General features: G+C 61.7%; 18 protein-coding genes, 1 tRNA gene and 3 pseudogenes. 11 read left to right on the forward strand and 11 right to left on the reverse strand.

Annotated features, from left to right (window positions below):
- Nucleotides 1-46: 46 nt before the first annotated feature.
- Nucleotides 47-1210 carry an RNA-guided endonuclease InsQ/TnpB family protein gene (locus C4900_RS11070; protein ID WP_228579673.1) on the reverse strand — a complete coding sequence of 388 codons (1164 nt, stop codon included), beginning with the start codon at nucleotides 1208-1210 and terminating at the stop codon, nucleotides 47-49.
- 23 nt (nucleotides 1211-1233) lie between these two features.
- A pseudogene (locus C4900_RS17345) lies at nucleotides 1234-1287 on the reverse strand (hypothetical protein); the annotation flags it as partial.
- A gap of 22 nt (nucleotides 1288-1309) precedes the next feature.
- Here C4900_RS17345 and tnpA point away from each other — a divergent pair.
- The 3 genes from tnpA to C4900_RS11085 all read left to right on the forward strand — a co-directional run bounded on the left by tnpA (nucleotide 1310) and on the right by C4900_RS11085 (nucleotide 3558).
- Complete coding sequence (gene tnpA, locus C4900_RS11075) at nucleotides 1310-1726, forward strand: IS200/IS605 family transposase (RefSeq protein WP_065970117.1); 417 nt, start codon at nucleotides 1310-1312, stop codon at nucleotides 1724-1726.
- 204 nt (nucleotides 1727-1930) lie between these two features.
- A complete protein-coding gene (locus C4900_RS11080; protein ID WP_114283091.1) occupies nucleotides 1931-2593 on the forward strand; it encodes an NfeD family protein in 663 nt (220 codons plus the stop codon).
- A gap of 20 nt (nucleotides 2594-2613) precedes the next feature.
- A complete protein-coding gene (locus C4900_RS11085) occupies nucleotides 2614-3558 on the forward strand; it encodes an SPFH domain-containing protein (RefSeq protein WP_065970113.1) in 945 nt (314 codons plus the stop codon).
- A gap of 60 nt (nucleotides 3559-3618) precedes the next feature.
- On the opposite strand, the pseudogene C4900_RS11090 reads toward C4900_RS11085, so the two are convergent.
- Nucleotides 3619-5180, reverse strand: a pseudogene (locus C4900_RS11090) (IS3 family transposase).
- A 279-nt stretch (nucleotides 5181-5459) separates the two neighbouring features.
- Here C4900_RS11090 and lgt point away from each other — a divergent pair.
- From lgt to C4900_RS11105, 3 genes are all read left to right on the forward strand, one after another.
- The gene (lgt, locus tag C4900_RS11095) at nucleotides 5460-6272 is read left to right on the forward strand and encodes a prolipoprotein diacylglyceryl transferase (RefSeq protein WP_114283092.1); all 813 of its coding nucleotides are present in this window, start codon (nucleotides 5460-5462) and stop codon (nucleotides 6270-6272) included.
- A complete protein-coding gene (locus C4900_RS11100; RefSeq protein WP_065970111.1) occupies nucleotides 6269-6730 on the forward strand; it encodes a hypothetical protein in 462 nt (153 codons plus the stop codon). The genes lgt and C4900_RS11100 overlap by 4 nt, the downstream gene beginning before the upstream one ends.
- A gap of 291 nt (nucleotides 6731-7021) precedes the next feature.
- Entirely contained in the window at nucleotides 7022-9445 is a 2424-nt protein-coding gene (locus tag C4900_RS11105; RefSeq protein WP_065970109.1) for a penicillin-binding protein 1A, read from the forward strand.
- A 33-nt stretch (nucleotides 9446-9478) separates the two neighbouring features.
- Here the strand turns inward: C4900_RS11105 and C4900_RS11110 are convergent, their stop codons facing one another.
- The 3 genes from C4900_RS11110 to C4900_RS11120 form a co-directional block, all read right to left on the reverse strand.
- A complete protein-coding gene (locus C4900_RS11110; protein ID WP_065970118.1) occupies nucleotides 9479-10615 on the reverse strand; it encodes an ADP-ribosylglycohydrolase family protein in 1137 nt (378 codons plus the stop codon).
- Between the two features lie 289 nt (nucleotides 10616-10904).
- On the reverse strand, nucleotides 10905-11258 hold the full coding sequence (locus C4900_RS11115) for a hypothetical protein (protein WP_141689258.1): 354 nt from the start codon (nucleotides 11256-11258) through the stop codon (nucleotides 10905-10907).
- A 186-nt stretch (nucleotides 11259-11444) separates the two neighbouring features.
- Nucleotides 11445-13559: an AAA family ATPase gene (locus C4900_RS11120; protein ID WP_114283093.1), complete on the reverse strand. Its 2115-nt coding sequence runs from the start codon at nucleotides 13557-13559 to the stop codon at nucleotides 11445-11447.
- A gap of 2134 nt (nucleotides 13560-15693) precedes the next feature.
- On the opposite strand from C4900_RS11120, the gene C4900_RS11125 reads away from it, so the two are divergent.
- Both C4900_RS11125 and C4900_RS11130 read left to right on the forward strand, forming a co-directional pair.
- On the forward strand, nucleotides 15694-15990 hold the full coding sequence (locus C4900_RS11125) for a transposase (protein ID WP_114282232.1): 297 nt from the start codon (nucleotides 15694-15696) through the stop codon (nucleotides 15988-15990).
- Nucleotides 15987-16880 carry an IS3 family transposase gene (locus tag C4900_RS11130; protein WP_114282231.1) on the forward strand — a complete coding sequence of 298 codons (894 nt, stop codon included), beginning with the start codon at nucleotides 15987-15989 and terminating at the stop codon, nucleotides 16878-16880. Before C4900_RS11125 ends, C4900_RS11130 begins: the two co-directional genes overlap by 4 nt.
- 19 nt (nucleotides 16881-16899) lie before the next feature.
- On the opposite strand, the gene C4900_RS11135 is transcribed toward C4900_RS11130, so the two are convergent.
- Entirely contained in the window at nucleotides 16900-17646 is a 747-nt protein-coding gene (locus tag C4900_RS11135; RefSeq protein WP_170132520.1) for a virulence RhuM family protein, read from the reverse strand.
- A 95-nt stretch (nucleotides 17647-17741) separates the two neighbouring features.
- Here C4900_RS11135 and C4900_RS11140 point away from each other — a divergent pair.
- A pseudogene (locus tag C4900_RS11140) lies at nucleotides 17742-18884 on the forward strand (ISL3 family transposase); the annotation flags it as partial.
- 200 nt (nucleotides 18885-19084) lie between these two features.
- On the opposite strand, the gene C4900_RS11145 reads toward C4900_RS11140, so the two are convergent.
- Both C4900_RS11145 and C4900_RS11150 read right to left on the reverse strand, forming a co-directional pair.
- A complete protein-coding gene (locus C4900_RS11145; protein WP_211306908.1) occupies nucleotides 19085-21169 on the reverse strand; it encodes a putative bifunctional diguanylate cyclase/phosphodiesterase in 2085 nt (694 codons plus the stop codon).
- A 54-nt stretch (nucleotides 21170-21223) separates the two neighbouring features.
- Entirely contained in the window at nucleotides 21224-21667 is a 444-nt protein-coding gene (locus tag C4900_RS11150) for a diguanylate cyclase domain-containing protein (RefSeq protein ID WP_114283097.1), read from the reverse strand.
- Nucleotides 21668-22366: 699 nt separating this feature from the next.
- Between C4900_RS11150 and C4900_RS11165 the strand changes: the two genes are divergently transcribed.
- Together C4900_RS11165 and C4900_RS11170 are read left to right on the forward strand one after the other, a co-directional pair.
- Complete coding sequence (locus tag C4900_RS11165; protein WP_411675230.1) at nucleotides 22367-23491, forward strand: IS110 family RNA-guided transposase; 1125 nt, start codon at nucleotides 22367-22369, stop codon at nucleotides 23489-23491.
- Nucleotides 23448-23810 (forward strand): hypothetical protein, encoded by a 363-nt coding sequence (locus tag C4900_RS11170; protein WP_147267185.1) that lies wholly within the window; start codon nucleotides 23448-23450, stop codon nucleotides 23808-23810. The genes C4900_RS11165 and C4900_RS11170 overlap by 44 nt, the downstream gene beginning before the upstream one ends.
- An 89-nt stretch (nucleotides 23811-23899) precedes the next feature.
- Here the strand turns inward: C4900_RS11170 and C4900_RS11175 are convergent.
- Together C4900_RS11175 and C4900_RS11180 are read right to left on the reverse strand one after the other, a co-directional pair.
- Nucleotides 23900-23975: transfer RNA gene (locus tag C4900_RS11175), tRNA-Thr, on the reverse strand.
- Nucleotides 23976-24031: 56 nt separating this feature from the next.
- On the reverse strand, nucleotides 24032-24466 hold the full coding sequence (locus C4900_RS11180; protein ID WP_065971588.1) for a Fur family transcriptional regulator: 435 nt from the start codon (nucleotides 24464-24466) through the stop codon (nucleotides 24032-24034).
- Between the last annotated feature and the right edge of the window lie 3 nt (nucleotides 24467-24469).

Raw genomic sequence — 24469 nt, forward strand, 5'->3', positions numbered from 1 at the left:
CCGCTTTGATTGACCCATCCCCTTTGGTTTGGGCCAACTTCACGGCTTACGCCGCGAAACAGGCTACCCCGGCGTGCCCCGCCGTTATTCCCTTTGCAGGGTGCAACCCTCTTGCGAGGATGTTCTGTGCCGCATTCCCATCGGCATGGGCTTCATACCCACAGTGCAGGCAATGGAACACCGCCTGTACTTTACGGTTTCCGGCGTCCACCACACCGCAAACCGAACAGGTTTGCGAGGTATAGGCTGGGTTCACCAGGAGCAGCATGCCGCCGGCCCACTGGAGCTTGTAGCCCAGCATGTGTTTGAGCATGCCCCATCCCTGATCGAGGATGGATTTGTTCAGCCCCGCCTTTTGCCGAACGTTGTGTCCGTGTTGCTCGACCGTTCCCTGTGCGGAGCCGGTCATGTTCCGTACTTTCAGGTCTTCTAGCACCACGACCGCGTGGTTTTTGCTGACATTGCCGGCCGCATGGCCGGTGGTAGTGCTGATCTGATGCAGTACGGTCTTGCGAATCTCCGCGATGCGCTGATGCAAGCGCGCGATTGTGGCCTTCTGTTGCTTCCAGTTGGCCGAGAACTTCACTTTGTGCGCGAGCTTTCTTTGCTCCCGCGCCAGCCTCTTTTGCAGATCCCGATAAGCTGTCACCGGCAGGAACATGGTGCCATCGGATAACGTGAGCAGGTTCGCCACGCCCCGATCACCGCCAACGGCGGTAACGGATGGGTGCACGGGGTCCGGGACTTCCTTCTCGGTCTGAATGGAAGCATACCAGTGTCCGCCCGAGCGACTGACGGTGACATTGCGAATTTCCCCACCGATGATGCGGGACGTGCGGAACTTCACCCAGCCAATGCGCGGCAGGAAGATTTGGGGGAGCACGCTGCGGCCATCGGCATCCTGGGGCCGGAGGTCGATTTTGATCTGCTCCGGGTCGGGATAGCGCATGCTGTCGCGCAGCCCCTTCTTCTTGGGGGTCGGGAATCGCTTGGGGTTGCTTTTGTCAAAGGCCTCCTTGAGCGCCCGGTCCAGAAACTTCCGCGCCCATTGCTGGGGGTGGACGGGGGATTCGGACAGAAAGCCGAAAGATTCCCCGTTCCGCCAGGTGGTCAGGTGCTTGGCCATGTCTCTGTAGGACAAGATGCCGCAGCCGTGCTCCAGATAGCTCTTCTGGATAGCGAGAGCGCGATCCAGACGAAGCGCACGCAACCGACGGCGCGTGACAGGAGAGGCCCCTGTTCCGGTAACGGTTCCAGTCGGTAGCGCACGGCTTTGCGAATCAGCATGGTTCTATCGTATGCTTGGCCGATGACGGATGCAACTGAGATAAGACACGGCAGGCATTGCGTTTTTAACCTGCATGTTCACTTGGTCTTTGTGACCAAATACCGCCGTGGCGTATTCACCAGCGAGGTGCTGACCGACCTGCGCGGCCTATTCGCCGGCGTCTGCCAGGATTTCCGCGCGGAGCTGGTGGAGTTCGACGGGGAGGACGACCATGTGCATTTGCTGGTGAACTATCCGCCCAGGGTGGCCGTCTCGGCGCTGGTGAACAGCCTCAAGGGCGTCTCCAGTCGAATGATCCGCAGGAAGAACTATCCCGGCGTCCGCAAGAAATTGTGGGGCGGGGCACTCTGGTCCCCCTCGTACTTTGCCGGTAGTTGCGGCGGTGCGCCCATATCCATTATTCGCCAGTACATCGAGCAGCAACAAACACCGGATTAGTGTCGCACCTTGCTAGGGCGGGAGCGGTGGTATTGAGCCACCTCCCCGTCGCGCTCTTGACCTCCCCCTGAACGGGGAGGTTGGCCGCGCAACTGATCAAAGCCCCCTGACCGTTTTCCGGGGTCGCCGGCGCCTCCGCTAGGTCTCATACTGGCGGCCCACCGGCCGAGCGCCTAAGCTAGCGGCGGAACTTCGGAAAATACCGTGGAGATAGGGACCTTACTTGCGATCCTGGCGGCAGCGGCCCTAGCCATTGAACTGTCGTCCATGACCTTTTATCTGCTCGCCGTGGCCGCGGCCCTGGCGGCGGGGAGCGTGGTCGCGTGGATTGGCGCGCCGGCGGGCTGGGCCTGGGCGACCGTAGCCCTGGGGGCGGTGGCCGGCCTGCCGGTGGCCCACAGGATCCGCGTGCGACTCGTGCGCCCGACACCGGAATCGATGCAGCTGGCCGATCCCGATGCCGGGCATGTCGTGCGCGTGGAGTCGCTGGCACCCGACGGGCTGCGTGTCGCCTACCGGGATACCTCGTGGACCGGGCACCTGGCCGACGAATACCGGGATATCGCGGTGTCAGCGGGCGATCTGCTGACCATCGTCGGCCGCGAGGGCAATGATCTGCGACTCGCGCCGGTCGCCACCCAGGCGGCGCAATCCGCCGATCTGGACTTCGGACATCTCGTGCGTGTGGAGTCGGTGGCGCCCGATGGGCTGCGCGTCACCTACCGGGACCGCTCGCGAACGGGTCGGCTTGCCCATGAATACCGGGATATCACGGTATCCGCGGGCGATCTGCTGACCATCGTCGGCCGCAACGGCCCCGACCTGCTGCTCGCGCCGGTCCCGGCGCATGCTGCGGCGCGGCCCTAATCGAAGAACAAGGAGGCGGCATGGGGGCAGGCATCGTCATACTGGTCGTTCTGGCGTTCATCGCATTGTTCGTGGTGGTCAAGGGGATACGGGTCGTTCCGCAGCAGCATGCCTTCGTGCTCGAGCGGCTCGGGCGCTTTCATGGCGTATTGGGCCCAGGGCTCAACATCATCTTCCCGCTCATCGACCGCGTCGCCTATCGCTTCGATCTGCGCGAGACCCCGATCGATGTCCAAAAGCAGGTGTGCATCACCAAGGACAATACGCAGATCGCCATCGATGGGGTCTTGTACCTGCAGATCACAGACCCCAAGGCGGCCGCCTACGGCACCACCAATCCGACCATGTCGATGATCCAGTTGGCCCAGACCATCCTGCGCGCGGACGTCGGCAAACGCGCCCTGGACGAGGTCTTGTCGCAGCGCGCCGAATTGAATGCGACCGTGGTGCAGGAACTCGATCGCGCGGCGGTCACATGGGGGCTCAAGGTGCTTCGTTACGAGATCCGCGACATCACCCCGCCCGCCGACGTTATACGCGCCATGGAGCTCCAGATCACCGCCGAACGGGAGAAACGCGCCACCATCGCCACCTCCGAGGGCGCCAAGCAGCAGGCCATCAACATCTCCGAGGGCGAGCGCCAACAGGCGATCAACCGCGCCGATGGCGCACAGCAGGCCCAGGTCCTGCGCGCCCAGGGCGAGGCCCAGGCGATCCTGCTGGTCGCCAAGGCCACTGCCGAGTCCCTGAGGGTGGTCGGCGACAGCCTGAAAGACGAGAGCGCCCGCCAGGCAATGGCCATGCGTGTCGCGGAATCGTTCATCGCCCAATGGGGCGCGATCGCCAAGGAATCGAACGTCATGATCGTGCCCGCCGACATGGGCGATCTGTCGCGCGTGGTGGGTACCGCGTTCCGCATGGCGGAAGGCATCAAGGCCAGCGCCGACAGGCGCGCCACCGGTTGACGCCGCAAGCGCGCCGCGCCCCAACCATTCCGGTGCGTGTCAAGGCAGTTGCCGCCTAAGTTATGCACTCTTGCGTTTTTCGGTTAAGGGATCGAGGGCCGCATTGATTGCTGCCTCTCGCTCCGGATTTAAAGTGACCACCGTTATCGGCGACCAGTTGCGGGTCGGTCCCGACCAGCGACGCGGGTGTCGTGCCTTGGCTTCCTGATACAGAGCATGACGGGCGGTGAGGATCGCGACATCCTCTCCGGCGTGGCGTTGTGCCGGGCTTACATAGCGAATCCCGCTGTGGGCATGGTCATGGTTATACCAATGGACGAAGGTAGCCGCCCAGGCACGCGCGGATTCCAGATCCGCAAAGCCTCGTTCCGGGAATTCCGGCCGGTATTTGGCGGTGCGAAAGAGCGATTCCACGAAGGCGTTGTCGTCGGAGACGCGCGGACGGGAGTAGGACGGCTTCACGCCCAGCCAATGGAGCATGGCAAGCACCGTGGTGGCCTTGAGCGTTGCCCCATTGTCACCGTGGAGCACGGGCTTTTCGTGAAGACCGTGGATTCCTTCGGCAAGAGCGGTGCGTCGCGCGAGATGCGCCGCGTGATCAGCGTCATCGGTGTCGGCGACCGTATAGCCCACGATCTTGCGGCTATAGAGGTCGAGGATCAGGTAGAGATAAAACCAGAGCCCCGTAACCTCGGCTGGCAAATAGGTCATGTCCCAGCACCAGACCTGGCGGGGGCCGGTAGCCACATGAGTGGTGGGCGGTCGCGAAGGCCGCGGGGTCTTTGCCCGACCCCGGTGGTGGGTTTGCCCTGCCGCTCGCAAGACCCGGCTGAACGTGGATTCGGAGGCGAGATACACGCCTTCATCGGCCAGTTTCGGCACGATCCGCGCAGGCGGCATTTCCGCAAAGCGCGGTTCGTTGGCCACCGCCAGAATCCGCGCGCGTTCGGCCGCGGACAAGGCATGCAAGGGCGTCTTGCGCACAGCCTCTGGACGTCGGTCTCCGTGCGTGAGGCCCAAGCCCCGCTCCCAACGTTGCAGGGTGCGGCTATCAATGCCGGCGAGCGCGCACGCGGCGTGCAGGCGGGCCCCTGCGGCCTGCGCTTGCCGGATATTCTGGGCGAAAGTTTGGCGATCGTTCAGCGGAATCATTCGTCCGCGCCCTCTCGAAGGATCGCCGAGAGTTTTTTTGAGAGCACCAACAAGGCCGCGGTCTCGGCTAAGGCCTTGTCTTTGCGCCGCATCTCGCGTTCGAGCTCCTGAATGCGCCGCCGATCCTTGCGGGTCTCCTCGGGTCTGGCCCGGACCTCGGCCGGGGTGGCCAATGCCGCGATGGCCTGATCCCGCCAGGCTTCCAGATCCGAGGGATACAGGCCCTGTTCACGACACCATGCACTGCGGGCCGTCTCGTCCAGCGCGGCGGTGGCGATCACGGCCTCCAGACGGGCAGTGGCCGTCCAGGTCCGCTCCGTTCTCGGGGCCCCCAAGGCCTCGGCTCGCCAGCGCTCGAGCGTGGCGATGCCTACCCCCAGCTCGTGAGCCACTGTATCCACTGAAGCGCTTTCTGGCGGCAACAGCCGGGCCACGGCCTGATCCTTCAATCGTTGTGCGTATCGTGCCATCGTTCTCTCACCTCGCCCCCCAGATTAACGATTAATGGAGGCGGCAACTACTGTGACACAGGGGGATTCCCGATGCGGCGCCGATCACGGATATCCGGTGGCGCGCGTCGCGGGGAGAGGCGCCCGACAGGCGGTCCAGGGGCTCGTATGGGACTTCTGATACCGCCGCCGGGTGTTCCGGGCTTTATGGCCTCACAAGGAGAATGGCGAGACGCACCCGGCCGTCCTTGACACGCGGGACGGTATTCGCCATTCTCGGGCGACTCTGAACGGACACGCATGCTCGCCTACCCGCACATCAACCCCGTCGGATTTCACATAGGCCCGATCCCCATCCACTGGTACGGCCTGCTCGAAATCATAAGCTTCGTCATCGGCACGTTGTGGCTGATCCGGCGGGGACGTCGCCGCGAATGGCAATGGACGCGCGAGCAGGTCCTCGACCTCGAATATTACCTGTCGGTGGGGGCGATCGCCGGTGGCCGCCTGGGTTACGTCCTGTGGTATGACCTCCCCTACTACCTCGGCCATCCGCTGCAGATCCTCGAGGTCTGGGACGGAGGCATGTCCTTCCACGGCGGGCTTATAGGCGTCATCCTCGGCTGCTGGGTCTACGGGCGCAAATACCGGCGATCGACGATGACCGTGCTCGACTTCGTGGCACCGGCAGCGCCCATAGGCCTCGGCCTTGGACGGCTTGCAAACTTCATCAACGATCAGCTGTTCGGGCGCGTAAGCCACCTCCCGTGGGCGATCGTGTTCCCGGCCGGCGGTCCGCAACCGCGCCAACCCTCGCAGATCTACGAATTTCTCCTAGAGGGGGTCTTGCTCCTGACGATCCTCGTGATCTACGGTCGCAAACCGCGGCCCGTGGGCGCGGTTGGCAGTCTGTTCGTCCTGTTCTACGGGATCTTTCGCTTCCTCGTCGAATACACGCGCCAACCTGACATCCAGCTCGGTTTCGTGCTCGGCCGGCTCGACATGGGCCAGATCCTGTCGATCCCGATGATCCCGATCGGTGCCGTGCTCCTGTATTGGTCCTACCGTGGCGGCTTTGAGACACCACCCGACCCCTCCAGGGATACGGCATGACGGCGCGGTCCGAAGACCTGGCTACGCGCGCGCAGGTCCGCCCCGGGCTGGCGAGCACCAGCACGCGGCGATTCACGCGCATCGTGATTGCGCTGACCGTCCTCTATGGGTTGTGGGCTGCGGCCTTGAGTTTCCGGATCGTGGTCGAACAACAGGCCGTGCGCCAACACTTGAATGTGGCGCTCGCCGCGCGCCCGCCTGGACCCTTTGCCTCCGCGCGCGAGGCGCGCCGGGAGGCACGCGGCTTCGTCGCGCGCCTCGACCACGCCTTCCCGCATAATCCCTGCGCCCGCGGGCCGGCCTTCGTCCTCGCCCGACCCCCGGAGATTCCGCGCAGGGATTGTCTGGTGGTCATCGTGCCAGGCTTGCATCGCCTCCATGTCCGCGCCTACGACACCCAGGGGCATCGCATGGATAATGTCTTCGAACGCCTGAATCCACCCCCGCGCCGACTGTGAGCGACGACCTTGCCGCACCCGCTCCAGGATAGGAATAGTCGGCCGCCCGCCGCGGGCAACCGCGATTCCCGCCAGGGCCGCCTCGCATCGGGGAACCTTTGTGTCCGGTCAACCTCTTACCGTACTCTGGACACCATGGCGATATGGCCCCATCATTCCCGCAAGACCCGAGGCGTACCACAACGAGCACTGCGCCCGGACCTCGGATAAAACCCGCGAACCGCGAAACCCGTGTCGACACCTGAACCCACACCCCCCTCATCACGGCCTCGCCCGAGGTGGCGGTTTTGGGTGCTGCTCGCGCTCGTGGTGGGCGGCTTCAATACCCTGCTTGGAATCGGCGCCTGGACATGGTGGACCTGGGACCACCTGCCGGCGGTACGTGCCCTCGAGGACTGGCATCCCGAACAGCCGTTGCGCATCTACGCCGCCAACGGTCGGCTGCTGCAGGCCATAGGCCCCCAGATCCGCTTTGCATTGCCCTTGGCCAAGATCCCCAAAGACCTCCAGGCGGCGTTCATTGCCGCCGAAAACGGCCGGTTCTACAGCCACGACCCCCTGTATTATCCGGTGAGCTATCCGGGAATACTGCGCGCCGCATTCGTGGACATCATCCATCTGGCACCCGTGCAGGGCGCGAGCACGATCACCGAGCAGGTGGCGCGCAACTTCTATCTCTCACCGAAAAAGACGATCGCGCGCAAGGTCGCCGAGATCCTGCTCGCCTACAAGCTCGCCGATCACCTCACGCGCGCGCAGATCCTCGATCTCTATCTGAACAAGATCTATCTCGGCCAAGGCGCCTATGGCGTCGAGGCCGCGGCGCGCACCTATTATGGCAAGGATGTCTCGCAGCTCACGCTCGCGCAGATGGCGACTCTGGCCGGATTGCCGGCGGCCCCCTCCTACTTCAATCCTGTTAAGAACCCACAGCTTGCCCGCGAGCGTCGTGACTATGTCTTGCATCGCATGTTCGCCGATCATGACATCACGCACCACGCCATGGTGCTTGCCGAGGCGCAACCTATCCGTGCGCGTTATCATGCGCCCGCGAACAACATCGCGCCTTATGCGACCGAATGGATCCGCAAATGGCTCGTGAAGCGCTTTGGGGCAAACTTCACCTATCGCCGCGGCCTGCGCGTCTATACGACGATCTCACCGCGGGATCAGCGGGCCGCCGATCACAGTCTGGCGGTGGGCCTCGAGAACTACGCCATGGGGCTAGACAGCCTCGACCCCAAGGTCTGGCGCGGACCGATCGCGCGCCTCAAGGGTGCTGCCCTGAAAGCGGCGCTTGCCGGCGGCCGGCCGTCCGTGCTCCCCGACCGCGACCCAGCCAATCTGCGCTGGGGAGTGGTCGTGCAAAGCAGCCCGGGGGAGGCGCGCATACGTCTCGAGGGACATCGCAGCGTCATCCTGGATCGCACCGATGTCGCCTGGGTCCGCCTGCCGCCGCAAGGCCTGCAGGCGAGCGCCGTAAACCAGGTCCTAAAGCCTGGTGACCTCATATGGCTGCGCCACTATGTGGCTGCCACCAACGCCGGGGCCGGCAATCGCGTGTGGGGTGCGACTGCGGTGTGGCAACGCGTCGCCAATGCCGGCTGGCAACTGGCGGCGGTACCCAAGGTCCAGGGCGCGCTCGTTTCTCTCGATGCCCATACGGGCGCGATCCTGGCCTTAAATGGCGGCTTTAGCTACAAGCTCAGCCATTTCGATCGCGCATTGTATGCCTATCGCCAGCCGGGATCGGGCTTCAAGCCCTTCGTCTACGCCGCCGCCATGGACGCCCCCGCCTTGAAGGCCGCCGGCCATCGCCACTATCTGACACCGGTATCGCTCATCAAGGATACGCCGCTCAGCGTGCCGCTTCCCGATGGCAGCGATTACCGGCCGACCAATTACAGCAACACCTTCTCGCGCACGCCGATCGCGGTCTGGCAGGATCTCGCCGACTCCCATAACGTCCCGAGCGTGCGCCTTTTGCTTCATATCGGCATCCCGTATGCCGCCGCCTACGTCCATCGCTTCGGCTTTCCGGTTCAGCAGATCCCCCAGGTCCCGTCCATGGTGCTTGGCTCCGGCGACTATACCCCCATGCAGATCGTGCGCGGCTACGCCACCTTTGCAAACGGCGGCTATCGGCCTCGCCCCTACCTGGTCTCACGCATCCAAACCGCAAGCGGTGAGCATATCTCCCTACGCGACTGCGCACTCGGTTACAAGCCCGAGACGCCGTCGACACCCGCCATTCCGTCCGGTGTCGCGTTCCTGATGACGCGCATGATGGAGCGCGTCATCCACCAAGGCACAGGGGTTGCCGCGCAGATCCTCCACCGCCGAGCACTGGCCGGCAAGACCGGCACCACCAACGGCGAGACCAACGCCTGGTTCACAGGCTACAGCCCGCGCGTGGTCACGACCGTGTGGGTGGGCTATGACGACAATCATAGTCTCGGGCGCTGGGCGGCCGGGGCGCGCGAGGCGCTGCCCATCTGGATCCACTACATGAAGGCGGCGCTCCAGGATGAACGCGGCCTGCGCTTCACAAAGCCCACAACCGTCGTGCGCCGGCGCTACAATCCCAAGACCGGACTACTGGCCCACTCCGGACCCTACAAGGCCTATTTTCTGAAGGGCTATCTACCCCCCCGGGGCGGCTCGGGCCTTGGAGCCATCAAGCACTTCTTCCATAAGCTCGCGAACTTCCTATAGGGCGACGGATTCGCGTATTCCCCTATCAGATACTCACTGGCCGCGGTATTTTTTCTCCATTCGCTCGCACCGTGCGCGATCGACCTTTCGGCCGGCGCCGTCGGAGTTTTCGATACCCCATTCCCGCAACGCCGCGAGATCCTCGGCGAGCTCGATGATGACATCACGCAGCTCCAAGGGCTCGAGAAAGGACTGCGCAATGGCCTCGACCCCCCACAGTGCGCCGAGAATGTTGCCGGTGATCGAGCCGGTCGAATCGGAGTCGCCACCATGGTTTACCGCACGAATCACGCCGTCGCTGAAATCCCGGGCGGTGAGCGCACAATAGACCCCAACCGCCAAGGCCTCCTCGGCGATCCACCCCTCGCCGATATGCGGGATCGCGGCAACGGGATCGTCGGGACGATGGCGCGCCCACCTCTCGGCCCGCTGTAGCGCGTCCTGAGTCTCCTGGCCGTACCTCTCGGCGGCCAGACACTCATGGACGACCGCAAGCGCCTCCCTCGTGTCGCGCCCCTGCACGATCTCCGCCACCAGGACCGCCAGGGCCCCGGCCGCGATTGCGCCGGTCGGATGGCCGTGCGTGAGCGCCGCCAGGGCCTTGCCAAGCATCATGGTCTCGCGCGGCGCACCGCCCATCTGGCCTTGCACGAGCCCCACCGGGGCAATGCGCATGACGCCGCCGCACCCCTTGCTATTATTCAGGGCGGGCCGCCCCAGGGTCGTCATGGCCCGTAGCGCCGACAGGCAGGTCTCACCAGGACCGCGACGGTGATGGAGACCCTCATGGGACACAAGCCACCCCCCTATGCCCCGGTTCCCGCCGACCATGAACCCATCGGCGGACCCGCGATCATCGGAGAACCGCGGCGGTCGCCCGGTCTGGGTGCAAAACCAGCGGTCATAGGCCGCCGCCACCAGGCCCTCGACCGTCCCCTGATAGCCGAGGGCGCGACGCATGCGGTCACAGATCAGGCCTTCGGCAGTAAAGAGTGTCAGCTGCGTATCGTCTGTGATCGCCCCCAACCGCCCATAGGCCGGGGCGTAAGCGGTGATCCCGGCAGGTCCGAAACGCGCGACGATCTCTGAATATCGCAAAAACTCCACTGGCGCGCCCAGGGCATCCCCCACCGCCCCACCCAAAAGGCAGCCCACGAAGCGCGAGCGCATAAGCCGCTCCTGGGTCTCCTTCCGGTCGTAAGTCACAGACGAACGGATGGCCGGCTTGCGCGGCCCGTTCGCGCTTGCTGGCCTTTTTTCGGGCCCCTTGGCCGCCGCGGCACGCGACATGCCGGCCTCCGCCAAGCCTGGAATGGGCCTGCCGTTCGATCGCCCCGTCTTCTTCTCGTCCTTGCGCATCCCACCTCGTGTCGTCCCATGGCGCCCATGCTCGCGACGCGGCTCGCCCCGAGACGGGTTTTTTATCCTCAGACCCTGGCGCAACGGCCCGGCCGCGCCCTTAGCCTGCCGGGCTGACCGATGTGATGCGATAGGTCAATTCCTCGCCCTCATCATCGATGACCGTGAAAAACTCGCCTGCCACCAGGGTCTTGTCGAACACGTTCGTATTATACGGAAGGGCCGGCTCATCCGGGCACCAGGTCCGCCACCCACAGAAATCGAAGCGCGCGCCGTCACGGTCCTTGACCAGAACGCAAGGATACTTCTGCGGGCCTTCGTCGTTGCAATCCTCCACGGTGTAACCCATCCATTCCCCTGGTATCAATCGGCGCCCGTCATCGACCGCCCCCAGAAAGATAATCCTCTCACTCGGCTCCACGACCCATTCCGCTGCTACACGCAAGACTGTCATAACCACCCCCTGTTGCTTCGTTGCTCGGCCTGCCCCCGTCGCCCCCAAACCCCGCCAGGCCAAAGGAGCGCCGCAGCGCGGCGCCCTATGTCCACACCCCGAAGGCCCCCTTTCGGCCCAGCGCCCTGCGAACCCGCGGCCTACGGTTTCGATCCCACAAGCGCGAATTTGGGTGCGATGCCCGTCCTAGGACATGGCCGCAGTAAACCCCATGCCGCGCCTGTCGGTACGGCCGCGGCCGCGCCACGCGGCGTAAATGGCCTTGACAAGGCCGGCGGCGGCCCAGGTCTCCTCCAGGCGCAACCCTTGCAGAACGGCGGCGACGTCGCCCACCGTCAAGCCCTCGCATTGGTCCAGGAGACGGGTCTCCGGCAAAGACAGGCCAACGGCCATCCCCTGATCGGCCAGGATCCGCGTCACGAGCGCCCGCCGCTGATCCCGCACAAGAGGACGAAAGGTGACGATGCGATCGAAACGACGAAAGGCCGCCTCGTCTATATCCTCGCGGGCATTGGTCGTGGCGACAAAGATCCCCTCGAACCGCTCCATCTGCGTCAGCATCTCATTGACCTGCGTCACCTCCCAGTGATGCCGCGCCCCCACGCGGCTGCGCAGAAAGGAGTCGCACTCGTCTAGCAACAGCACCGAGGGCAGCGCGCGGGCCCGGGCAAACATTTCGGCCATATGCCGTTCGGACATGCCCAGATAAGGATCCAGCAGATCCGAGGCACGATACGTAAGCAACGGCCGCCCCAAGACCAAGGCCAGATGCCGCGCCCAGGCACTCTTTCCCGTGCCGGGCGCCCCCACGCACAGGATCCGCGCACACCCCAGGCGGCCGATACCGTCGATCAGGGCCATCAGATCGCAGTCGGCATTCACGAACGCCTCGTCATAGCCCAGTATCGCCGCCTCCCGGCCCGGCAGCGCCGCCTGACCGAGCGCCGCCAAAAGCCCGTTCAACACCTGCGCGTAATATGTGGCACGGGCCTCGCAATCCTCGATGGCGGCCAATGCCGTCGTGCGCGCGGCCTGCGCCAACAGACCCGGGACCAGCCCCTCGTGGCGGGCGATACGCTCAGTCAGCGGGTGGTCGGCAAGGCCCAAGGGCGTCAGATATTCGGCGGCAAGCCGCGCGCGGACCACCGTCGGCGGTGGCGGGATCTCACAGGCAAGACTAAAGCGGCGCAGCAGCGCCGGATCGATGTCATCGATCTTGTTGCCGATCCAGACCACTGGGCTTGCCACCTGCTCCAGGAGATCGATCGAGAAGCCCTTGCCCAAACCGACCCGGTCGACCATCCCTGGGAACGCATACTCCTCCCGAAAATAATCCTCGACCTCATCGAACAACACGATCGCCTGCTGGCCGTGAGCCGCGAGATGCGCCACCAGGCGCAACGCCCGGGCCCGCCCCTGTGGCGCCAACACATCGCCATCGGCATCGGTGACCGCGACCTCGAGGAGGCGCATACCGAGATCGGCCGCAAGTGCCCGCGCCAAGGCGGTCTTGCCGGTGCCCGGTGGGCCATAAAACAACACGTTGACGCCGCGCCGCCCGGCAGCCGCAGACTTAAGGAGCGGCCTGGCCAACGCGATCACATGAGCGAGGTGATTGAAGTCGGCTAGCGAGCGCGCCGGCTCACCGCCGGTCTTCAGGTAGGAGGCCAGCAGCGTCGCCGCCGACAGGTCCGGGTCAAGCAGGTGCCCCAGGAGGTCCGGTGCCGTCTCCAGCCAATCATCAAGGTTGCTCCCGTAACCTTGGGCCTCCACGGTGACCAGACCGACCGCAGCGAGCACGGACCCGCGCGCCAGCACCGCCGTCGCCTCCTGTGACGTTATCCCGACGCACACGGCGGTCAGCGCGGTCGCCTCGGCGCGGTTCCGTACCTTGCCCATATACTGAAGGCCCTGCCGAAACAGCCCGGCGGCTTTGGCAAGCGCCGCAAAAAGCAGGACCTCCTGCTCGATGGCACTCAAATGAATCTCGGCGCTCAAGGTCTGCACGCCCGGCAAGCCATCGATCTCCGCGGCCTCCGTGGCCCGCAGCGCGGCCCTCATGGCCGCCAGGACCGTCCGCCGCGAGGCATTGCGGGCGAGCGCCTCCAGGCCCAGCAAGCGCCGCATCTGAAACGCCTCGGTATCCTCGTACCCCTCACCCGCATCGCCCAGATACAGCGGCCGCCAGCTCTCGGTCTCCAGGAGCCCGCGCAATAGCCACAGGCGAATGCGCGCCTCCAAGGCCGGCCAGCGGCCATAACCGGTATTGCGCCGCGCCATGCGCGCAACGATTTTTCCCATGCCACCTCACCACTCCAGGAAACGAAACAGACTTGCAAGACGACTATTATGCACTTGTCCTGCGTCACATCGTGTCGCATGGCGTCCGGCGTCGATAGCGCCTCGCTGCGACCCCGTACCGCGCCGCCCTATCCCGAGCCCCGACCGCACGCGGGCACAGACACCGGCTCACGGAATCTGTCGTCCGTAAGCCTCACCCAAGGGTCATTCCCATCCCGTCCTGATCCTATCCGTCGTACGCGAAGGGCGTCCGGCAAGCGCACGCCGTGGCATGCCCGGCGCCACGATCTCTCCGCGGCGCTGATTGCCACCAAAACATCCCCCGGGGGCCCACCCTGTCGCGAGATTACCGGCGGCATGGGGCGCGCAATGGCGGATCGATCCGCATGCCGTACCCGTATCCGCCATGGCCATCCCGGACCTCCTCTCCCCGCACCACCCAACCATTCGCCGGGAGTGCGATTAATGTACCACGTTATATCCTACGACTCTTTGATAATGCTCAGTATCACATACGAGACTCATAATATTCGTGTCATGATTCTACCCATCGATGCCAATCCCTACTGGGCCCGGGGCCTAGTCCCTCTTTCTGATAGGGGCCAAAGTTGCCATGGCGCGTTATGAGGCACCCGCGATCGCGCGCCACCGCGGCGGGGCGCTTCGCCCCCTCGCCTGCCGGGCCCGCCGACTCTACGCGACCATCGCCGGCCGGTTGACAGCACAATCCCGTAGCCAGGCCTGCCTGAGGCCAGGCGTCGTTATGCGGCCTTCCGCTTCCCTTCCTGTGTCGCCTTTCGGCTACAAAATACCGGCAAACTCCCTGCTAATCGCGTGCAGAGCACTCTTGGAATCGGCTCGCCACACAAGCGCCTCACTGTAATCCCGAGTAGGTCCGTTACAATGAGTATGGGTGGGTTCGTTCGCGTGATGGTAAAGGTTGGGATCCGCAAGGGCACCGCGTGATCGAGATGGCCCTTGCCTCGGTCCTCCGCATAGGAGATCTACGGCGCCTGCGTCTGGCAGACCGGACCCCGAAAGGGCGGAGCGTCACGACCTCGACGACGGGACGTGATTGCTGTTCGCGCGGACACTGGTGCTCAAAGCTCTGGCCGACCGCGTCCACGCGCTCCGCCGACGCATCGGGAGCCTGTCTCTCTTCGCGTCAGGCGCCGGGCAACCCACACCCCGTCGGGGTTCGATTCGATCCGGCAAGGACTGATGATGCGAGCCCGCGGCGAAGGCCTGTACTTTCATCACCTGAGGGCCGAGGCCTTGACGTGCACGAAGGCCGCAGGCGACCGGGATTAGACCCAGGCCCTGCCCGGCCACAACGCCGGAAACACCACGGAGATCTACGTGCGATACCACTTGGCCCAGCGCGGGCAGGAGGTAGGTTGTAGAAAAGGGGCGGATTTTAGAAAAGGCACTTCGCAAAGGTGTGACGCCCTGGATTGTATAGTGCCGGCGAGACGAATCGAACGCCCGACCTGCTGATCACACTTTTCCAGGCTACCCCGCCGAGATCCTGCTTTGAGCCGTGCGGCGCTCATTCCCACAATGGCGGCCGCGTCCTTATCAAATCCGATCCTCATTGTTCGGCCATTGTAAACAGACAATGCGGATATGTTGTGGCACGGCAAGCAGTATGTGGCAGCGAATAGCTCATTTTTATGAGCGTTTGCCGAAATGGTATCGCGCGTGTTGTCGCGAGTCGCGATTAGCAATCTTGTTCGGGCGCGCGGGATGGGCAAGTAAACATGCGGCAACCGTTGCAGGATGACTCATTGCTCGAACTGGGGACAATGGGGGCGGAATACCCGGCGGACGGCGGAAGGCCCAGTCGAGGCTCCGAAGGCCGTGCCCGATATTTTTTCTGACTAGACCGGGCGGAGGCCCTATACGGCTTTGCGGCCGACTCCAACACCCGATTCTCTCCTCAAGCTGGTCGTAAACAGCGGTCATGGATTGTGACGGCCCGCAGGAGGCGGGCCTTGCCGTCTTGCGGGGCGAGGATAGGTCCTGGGCGACCGACAAGAGCAAGGGCCGCTCCTGGGGTGCCGGTGCCCCCTGAAGTGGTCCCCCGTTGACGGACCTCTAATGGATGGATTAAACCAACCACTTGGAGGTCACTATGGAACGTCAGGTTCGTGCTCAATATACCGCCGATTACAAGGCGCAGGCAGTGTCATTGGCAGAGAGCCTCGGAGCGGCAAAGGCTGCCCGCAAGCTCGGTATTTCGGTCAAGACGCTGGCTAATTGGATCCGCATTTCGCGTGATGGAGCAGGGTTCGCCAAGGACGGGAAGCGCCGTCCTGTGAGCGATGTGGAAGCTGAGAATGCACGGCTTCGAGCCGAGAATGCTCAGCTGCGCATGGAGCGCGATTTCATAAAAAAAGCCGCAGCGTACTTTGCGAAGGAGTCCAAGTGAAGTACGCCTATATCGCCTCGCAGCGGACTCACTACCCGATCGGGTTCATGTGCCGGGTACTTGAGGTATCGACGTCGGGATTCTTCGCCTGGCAGGCCCGAGAACGTGCGCCACAGAGCGACGCGGACGCTCCGTTGCGTGCAGCGATCATACAGGTCCACGAGGAAAGCCGGCGCCGCTATGGTCGCCGGCGCCTCACGCATGCCCTGCGCGCACAGGGCATGCGCATCAACCCCAAACGTGTGCATCGAGTGATGCGCGAGGAAGGCTTGCGAGGCGTGCGTAAAGGGCGCTTCGTGCCGCGCACGACCGACAGTGCCCATCAGCGCGCCATCGCCCCGAACGTCCTACAGAGGCGATTTAGCGTCGACACAGCCGTGCCGGCCTGGACAAGCGACATCACGTACGTTGCCACTCGTGAGGGCTGGCTGTACCTGGCGGTGATTATCGCCTTACAGACACGCCAGGTGCTCGGCTACAGCCTCTCGGATCGCATGCCCGATGAGCTGGTGCTCAATGCGCTGCGCAATGCCTGCCATCTCCAGACACCGCCATCCGGTACGGTGTTTCATTCCGACCGCGGCAGCCAGTACGCCAGCGATGATTTCCGCAACGCTCTCGGCGCACTTGGCATGGTGGCCAGCATGAGTCGCAAGGGAAATTGCTGGGACAATGCGGTCTCGGAGAGCTTCTTCGCAACACTGAAGACCGAAGAAGCGACCGAGCCGTATGCGACAAAACAGGACGCCCACAGAGCGATCGCGCAATACATCCACGGATTCTACAATCCTGTCCGCCTGCACTCATCACTCGGATACTTGTCGCCCAACGAGTATGCGCGCAGAATGCAACACCCAGATCAAGACCCGTCTATGAGGTCCGCTGCGTAGGGACCACTTCACGCGACCGCTAGAGCGCCTCGCCGAACATGGTCTGCTCGATGCCGGCGAGAATCCCTTCCAACCCCTCGCCACGGGGGTGGCCGAAGAGCGCCGCGGCCTCCTTGCGGGCCATCAATGCGCGTCGGAAATCGGCAATGGCGCGACTGACCTTGGCGGAATCCAACACACCCCGGGAGGGCCGCACACCGGCTGGCGGCACCAGCCGGTCTTCGTCATACTCCAGCAATAAGCGCCAGGTGTCGGCGTAGCCGGTTATAAGATCCAATACCGCCCGCCCCGTATCGTCTACCAGGGCCTGGTTTTGCAGGGTGCGGGCCAACAGGTCGAGCGTCTGTCGGGCCTCGCGCAGCCCGCGTTCGGCCAACCGCGTTTGGTTAAACGTGCACCCCTGTACCAGATGGTCGCGCAACACACGGGTGGCCCATTGGCGGAAGCGTGTGCCCTGGGCGGACTTGGCCCGGTAGCCGACCGAGATCACAACATCCAGGTTATAGTGGTCGACCTGATAGGTTTTCCCGTCTGCCGCAGTATGTGCAAATTTTGCACATACTGAATCCGCGGCGAGCTCCCCCTCCCGAAAGACATTGCGGACGTGCTTGGTAACAACCGACCGCTCGCGCCCAAAAAGATGGCTCATCTGGTCCTGGGTCACCCAGACGGTTTCCCGATCCAACCGCACATCCACCCGCACCGAGCCGTCCGCGGCTTCATAGACCAATACCTCGCCACCGGGTACATCGCCTTGCGTGCCCATCCCTGACTTCCTCCACATATAAACACCGCGTCCCGCCGACGAGTGTGTTGTCTCTCGGCCAAGGCGAGCCCCAACACCATCGAGGTCGAGGTGATCCCCGCCGGGGCTCGAAGCCCTATTGCTCGGGCTGTGGGAAGCGCCGGGCGGGCTACGACCGGCTGCCCGAACGGTCCTTTGAGTTTATTCCGTTTTGGGGCTTTGCGGTCTTCTTCCGGTACGCAAGACGACGTGTGGACTGTCCCACATGCGGCGTTGTCGCCGAACTCCTGCCCTGGGCCGAGGGCAAGCATCATTTGACGACGGCCTATATGCAGTTTCTCGCAACCTGGGCCCGGAAACTCTCGTGGCTTACGGTCTCCCAGTCGTTTCACACCTCCTGGGATCAGGTCTACCGCTCGGTCGAGTGGATCGTGCACTGGGGACTGGCACACCGGGTCTTGGGCCCTATCAAGGCCTTCGGAGTCGATGAGATCGCCCACAGCCGGGGACATAAGTATCTCACGCTCGTCTGCCAGATCGAGGCCGGCCTGGTGCGTCTCCTATGGGTGGGCCGAGAGCGCACCGTGAAGACCTTCGAGGGCTTCTTCACTATGTTGGGACAACAGACCTGCGCGGGCATCGAGTTCGTCTGCTCGGACATGTGGCGGCCCTCCATCCGCGTGATCCGGGAGCGCTGTTCGCAGGCCGTGCACATCCTCGACCGCTTCAACATCGTCGCCAAGATGAACGACGCCTTGGATGAAGTCCGCGCCGAGGAGGCCCGGGCGCTTACGCGCCATGGCCAGGAACCCGTCTTGAAGAAGTCCCGCTGGTGCCTCCTGAAACGCTCCGAGAACCTGACCACCCCTCAGAAGGAGCGGCTCAAAGAGTTGCTGCGCTATAACCTGAAAAGCGTCCGCGCCTATCTGCTGAAGGAAGACTTCCAGCAGCTGTGGACCTACCAATCGGCCATCTGGGCCGGCAAGTTCCTGGATACCTGGTGCACGACGGCGTTGCGCTCGCGCATTGAGTCCATGAAGAAGATTGCCCGCATGTGCCGGCGTCACCGGGAGTTGATCCTCAACTGGTTCAAGGCCAAAGGCCAGATCTCGAACGGCATTGTGGAGGGCCTGAACAGCAAGGCCAAACTGACCATCAGAAAATCCTACGGATTCCGATCCCCGGAGATCCTGGAAATGGCTTTATATCACGCGCTTGGCAAGCTTCCTGAGCCAACGCTCACCCATGAATTTTACTGACGCGCCACACTTTTGTGTGAAGTGCCAAAGCCCCAGCCCCCGGTATCAGGAAGTCTGATATTACGTAGAGTGAAGTATCCAAATACGCACAAAACGCGGATTGACTGCGGCGAGCGCGCCGTTCTATCTTGCTATAATCCCAACGCCACGCGCGCTTAGTCGCCATTTTCCGGCACTGTCAGACCGCCAATAAAAACGTGCTATCCAGGTTGCAGAAGTTTTTCAAATTCGTCTGCTCGCACGGGTGTGGAAAACAAATATCCTTGCGCATAGTCGCAGTCTGCTGACTGAAGGCTAACGCGTTGGGTTATCGTCTCCACGCCCTCTGCTATCACCTTGATTCCGAGCTTATGTGCCATCGCGATGATGGCCTGCAAGACCGATTCGTTGCTCACGTCGCCCGTCATATCGCGTATGAGGGATCGATCGATCTTAATCGTATCGATAGCGAATATTTTTAGATGGGCGATGGATGAGTACCCAGATCCGAAGTCATCAACTGCCACGTCAATACCGGCGTCATGTAGTGCGACGATCCTGTCGCTGATATTGCCCCACTCATTCAAAAAAGATTCTTCTTTTATATCGACCGAAAGGCTATGCGGCGCCAGCCCAAGGCTTTTTATATAGGCTCCCAAGGTACTTGTGTAATTGTGGTCGATGAACTGATTGGCCGACAAGTTGAAGTTTATTTGAAACGGCATTCCCAATAATTCGCCCCATAAGCGCGAATGCCGAGCGGCTTCGGTAACCACCCAATTGCCGATCTCATCCATCACTACTGCCTCTTCCGCAGGCCCCATAAATTGTCCCGGAACCATCAGGCCTAACTCTGGATGGTGCCATCGCAAGAGTGCTTCCGCCTTCACAATGCGCCCCGTAGCTATATCCACTATCGGTTGGTAATACACATCGAGCTGTTGGGACGGTAGGGCCACACGCAGGTCGGTGATTAATCGGGAGATTGGTTCCACAGATTGCTCCTGACTTGGCAAGAAGAAGTGGAAACGGTTGCGCCCCGCGATTTTTGCCATATACATCGCCTGGTCCGCGTTTTTTAAAAGCTGTTCGGCGGTGCTGGCATCTTGGGGACAGAGCGCGATGCCGATAGTGCCAGAGATGTGAATGACGTTATTGTTAATCTGAAACGGTGTTGCGAGTTCGTTTAGGATTTTTTTTGCGGAAATCTCCACATGGTGGTTGTCGGTCAGGTCTTGCAATATGACCGTGAATTCGTCACCGCCCAGACGCGCTACGGTATCGATTGCCCGAACACATGAGCGGATGCGATCTGCTACCAGTCGCACTAATATATCGCCCGAATCATGCCCGAACCTATCATTTGCTTCTTTGAAATGATCGAGATCAATAAACAGCAAGGCGATCTGTACACCCGTGCGGACAGTATGTTTGACTGACTGGTTCAGTCGATCGCCAAGCAAGCGTCGATTCGGCAGGCCTGTTAATAGATCGTAGTTGGCTTTTTGCCAGTTTCTATTCTCCGCGATTTTGCGATTGGTAATGTTGCGAGCAGTCCCGGCAACAGCTTCAACTTTGCCCCCATTGGTATGGACAGGAGCAAAAATGAAATCAAAAAACTCCACTTCTCTACCCGGAGCTGTATAGGGCATATCTCCGCGAAATTGTTGCTTGCTGGCGATGGCCTGTTGAATGTGGCCCTGCATTTCGGCCGCCGCAGAGAAATGAAGATCGAAGAAATTTGTCCCCACGATTTTATCGATTGGTCGCCCCAACAATTGAATTAGCGCTTTGTTGGCATAGGCAAACCTGCCCTCTAGGTCGAAGGTAAAACTGAGATCCGGCGAGGACGACAAAATCGTCTCGAACACGCGAGTTTGCTTGTCTCTTTCCGCTGAATAACTATCAACAGATTCGCTGACCGCCTGATCGATGGCTTCGTTAAATCGAATGATGTCCTCATTCGCGGTTTTCGATACCGGCTTAGCGATATGCGCATCTTGCCATAGTCGGGTAACGCTGGCGCGCAACGCTCGATATTCCGCCATAGCGGAAACCAAACTAAACCCCAACTCCAGGCGCTCTACGCCATGGGTTGTGGCTGCCGTTTTGGTAGCGGGGCGATGACCTTTCGACTTTTCGGCTTGATCGTGGGCGGACTCTGGACGAGCCAGATCCGCGGCAATCGTTTCCAGCATTTTCCTGACGTGATCACGCAGCATGGCTTGATCCGCTCTTTGGGATTCTGGAACCAAGGTGGCCGCGAATTTCTCCCACTCCACGAGGATGGATTCGAGGTTCTGCATAATAAAGTGTGACAGTCGCATTGTTGTCGATCTCTAGTTAAGTATCTATTTATCTCACGGACTGCACAACATGGTGGCAGGACGGCTCATTTCATTCACCAAATCACCGACCAGCACAGACTGCTCAGGCTGGCTGCGATGGTGCGCCGCTCGAAACGAATAACCGGACTTGTTTTGCTTTGCCCGGTACATTGCGGCGTTGGCACTTTTGATCAAGGCCTTCACCGTGGCGCCATCTCTCAAATAGATTGAGATGCCAATACTGGTGTTGACCGTCAATTCACAGACACTGGCAACACACGGAACTTGAACTGCTTTGATGATATTTTTCGTAACGATGGCTGCGTCCTGACCTTCTTTAATTCCCATAAGCAGGCAGAAAAATGCGTCGCCACCATGGCGGCTATCCGTATCGTCTGGGCGTGGAGTTTCTTTAAGTCGCTTGGGAATCGCCAATAAAAAGGCATCGCCTGCGTCGTAGCCATAGGAGTCGTTTATGGCCTTGAATTTGCCAAATGTCCATGAATATCACGGCCAAAGCCCAGCCATGCCGTTTGGCTTGCTTCATCCCATGTTTCAGTCGATCATTTGGGAGTACGCAATTGGGTAAGCCGGTTAAAGCGTCACGAAAGGCAGCGTGAAGGGTCGCCTTCTGTTACTCCATGGGCTTAGCCAACTCGTGTTCCAAGTGGTTTCACTCCTTAACCTCATTTTCAGCGATAGATTCACTGGCCCTACCTCGGCTTTACGTACACCGACTTACGCCGTTTTAGCCACAGCAACGGCATTATGCTCCCGCGCACTCGGGGTTTGGAATCCGCCTACAAGGGCTTTCTTCTCTGCGGTCTCTCTGGCCTCCTTGATGCGGTAGCACTCGCCGTCGATATGAATGACCTCGCTACCGTGATACGCAATACTTGTCGTATACCCAACACCGAGGAAGAGGCATCCACCTTTCCGATCCTCACTATTCTCAACGCCACCCAAAAATGACCCTACGAACTGATCGAGACCTACCCAATGTAGACACCAGTCGGAATTGCGTTTTCAGGCTAGCGGATTGAAACATAATGTAAAACTGCTTCGTGCTCGGTGGAACTAACGACATGGACACCCCCTACCCTTACCCTAGCGGTGGTGCCCAATTGAGAGTACAGGTGAGTCAATCAGAAAGCCGGAGGAGTGACGATGAAGACGATGACACGAATCGGTCTTGATATTGCCAAACAGGTGCTGCAGGTCCACGGCGTCGATGAGCACGGGGTAGTAAGAATCCGTAAGACCCTGGCGCGCGCCCAGGTGCTGGAATTCTTCGCGCAGCTACCGCCCTGCACGGTCGGCATGGAGGCGTGCGCTGGCGCGCATTATTGGGGCCGCGAGCTCACCCGGCTCGGGCACACGGTCAAGCTCATGGCGGCGCAGTTCGTGACCCCCTACCGCAAGCGCGGCAAGAATGACGCAAACGATGCCGAGGCCATCTGCGAGGCTGTGGGTCGGCCCAACATGCCCTTCGTGGCGATCAAGACCGAGGAGCAGCAGGCGGTGCTGATGGTGCACCGGGCACGAAGCCTGGTGGTGGCGAACCGGACCGCCCAAGTGAACCAGATCCGGGGGCTCCTGGGGGAGTTTGGCCTGACCGTACCACAGGGTGTGGCCTCCTTGCGCAAGCACCTCCCGCGCCTCCTGGAAGATGCCGAGAACGGGCTGCCGATGCTCGCCCGCGAGGTGCTGGCCGGGCTACTGACGCAGCTCCACACCCTCGATCAGGACATCGCACAGTATGACGCCAAGATCCGCGCGCTTGCCCAGGCGAGCGAACCGGCGAGGCGGCTCATGCAGGTCGCGGCGATCGGACCTCAGACGGCCACGGCGCTGGTGGCGAGCATGGGCGATCCGCATGTATTCCAGAGTGGGCGCAATTACGCCGCCTCGCTGGGATTGATCCCCCGACAGCATTCGAGTGGCGGCAAGAACCGCCTGGGCGCGATCACCAAACAGGGGGATCGATACCTGCAGACACTGTTGATACACGGAGCCCGCGCTTTTGGGCAGCCGTTTACAAAGAATCCTCTTTGGTGGCGGAACTCATATGGGAGGCCCGGGCGCGCGGCGCCAACGACCCGCGGCGGGCGTTATGCAGTTTTTGCTGGCGCCCATCTGTGGGGTTTCTCAAAAAACCCGAGCGGTGTGCGCTCGCCATATCCCCTCCGCCGACTATCAAAAGGCCCGTCGTCTGATCAAATGGGCAGGTGGGTACGATTCATGGCAGGGGCTCTTTGTGGCGGAAATGGCGCGAATTCGCGCGACCGTGAACGATGGTGAGTTGGAGGCCGTGATTCGGGAGACCAAAATCGAACCAAAGACCAGAGAGTGGTGGACCGCCTACCCCTTCCCTTGGGCCACCTTTGATTTGGAATTGGGGGCTCACATCCTTGCCCATAGCCACATCACCAAGCAATACCAGCACACCACATTAGAGGCTAGGCGCCAGAACGGACGCAACGGTGGACGCCCGCGCCATGATGACGACCGGGCTGTCGCTCAGGCAAGAAAACTGATGGAGCGTGAACGAAGTCTGCAGGACGCGGCCGCAGCGGTCGGCATGAGTGGCGCCGCCCTCTGGCGACGGCTGAAGCGATAATGTTTTGGTGGGTTGTTAGGGTACTGCGCAAAAGGCTCGCCAATCGTCTTTTTATAAGGGGATGCTAACGTATAACATGTTGATTTATATGGTGCCGGTGAGACGAATCGAACGCCCGACCTACTGATTACGAATCAGTTGCTCTACCGACTGAGCTACACCGGCATGGTGGGCCGTTACTATAACCTCTGGGCCTGGGAAAATGAAGGCTTGGCTTGGCTTCAGGCGACGCGGTCCGCCGACGAGCGCAGCCGAACGATCACCTCCACCCCCTCTACCTCAGTGCCCTGGGGGAGCGGCGGAAGGCCCGCGACCGACATCGTACGTTCCTCGATATCGAAGAGCTCGCCGGTCTCGGTATTGTAAAAATGGTGGTGGGGCGCGGTATTGGAGTCGTACACCACGCGCGTGGGATCGATCACCACCTCACGAATCAGGCCCTTCTCCGCGAACACGCCGAGGGTATTGTAGACCGTGGCCTTGGAGACATGCGCCCCATCGCGATTCACGAGCCGAAACACGTCCTCGGCCGTAAGATGTATCCGCCGATACACAAGAAGTCTCGCGATCTCGATGCGCTGGGCCGTGGGATTAACCCCATGGCCCCGCAGGAGGTCGGCAAGATCCTGACTGGTGTGATCCTGGTAACCCTTCACGAT

The sequence above is a fragment of the Acidiferrobacter thiooxydans genome, assembly GCF_003333315.1.
In the GTDB taxonomy this organism is placed as follows: Bacteria; Pseudomonadota; Gammaproteobacteria; order Acidiferrobacterales; family Acidiferrobacteraceae; genus Acidiferrobacter; species Acidiferrobacter thiooxydans.

Bases quoted from the DNA above. Each gene is read 5' to 3' on its own strand.
- C4900_RS11165 (WP_411675230.1), top strand. From the start codon at position 22,367: ATGACACGAATCGGTCTTGATATTGCCAAACAGGTGCTGCAGGTCCAC.
- C4900_RS11100 (WP_065970111.1), top strand. From the start codon at position 6,269: ATGACGGCGCGGTCCGAAGACCTGGCTACGCGCGCGCAGGTCCGCCCC.
- C4900_RS11135 (WP_170132520.1), bottom strand. From the start codon at position 17,646: ATGGGCACGCAAGGCGATGTACCCGGTGGCGAGGTATTGGTCTATGAA.
- C4900_RS11085 (WP_065970113.1), top strand. From the start codon at position 2,614: ATGGGGGCAGGCATCGTCATACTGGTCGTTCTGGCGTTCATCGCATTG.
- tnpA (WP_065970117.1), top strand. From the start codon at position 1,310: ATGACGGATGCAACTGAGATAAGACACGGCAGGCATTGCGTTTTTAAC.
- C4900_RS11125 (WP_114282232.1), top strand. From the start codon at position 15,694: ATGGAACGTCAGGTTCGTGCTCAATATACCGCCGATTACAAGGCGCAG.
- C4900_RS11115 (WP_141689258.1), bottom strand. From the start codon at position 11,258: ATGACAGTCTTGCGTGTAGCAGCGGAATGGGTCGTGGAGCCGAGTGAG.
- C4900_RS11120 (WP_114283093.1), bottom strand. From the start codon at position 13,559: ATGGGAAAAATCGTTGCGCGCATGGCGCGGCGCAATACCGGTTATGGC.
- lgt (WP_114283092.1), top strand. From the start codon at position 5,460: ATGCTCGCCTACCCGCACATCAACCCCGTCGGATTTCACATAGGCCCG.
- C4900_RS11145 (WP_211306908.1), bottom strand. From the start codon at position 21,169: ATGCAGAACCTCGAATCCATCCTCGTGGAGTGGGAGAAATTCGCGGCC.
- C4900_RS11110 (WP_065970118.1), bottom strand. From the start codon at position 10,615: ATGCGCTCGCGCTTCGTGGGCTGCCTTTTGGGTGGGGCGGTGGGGGAT.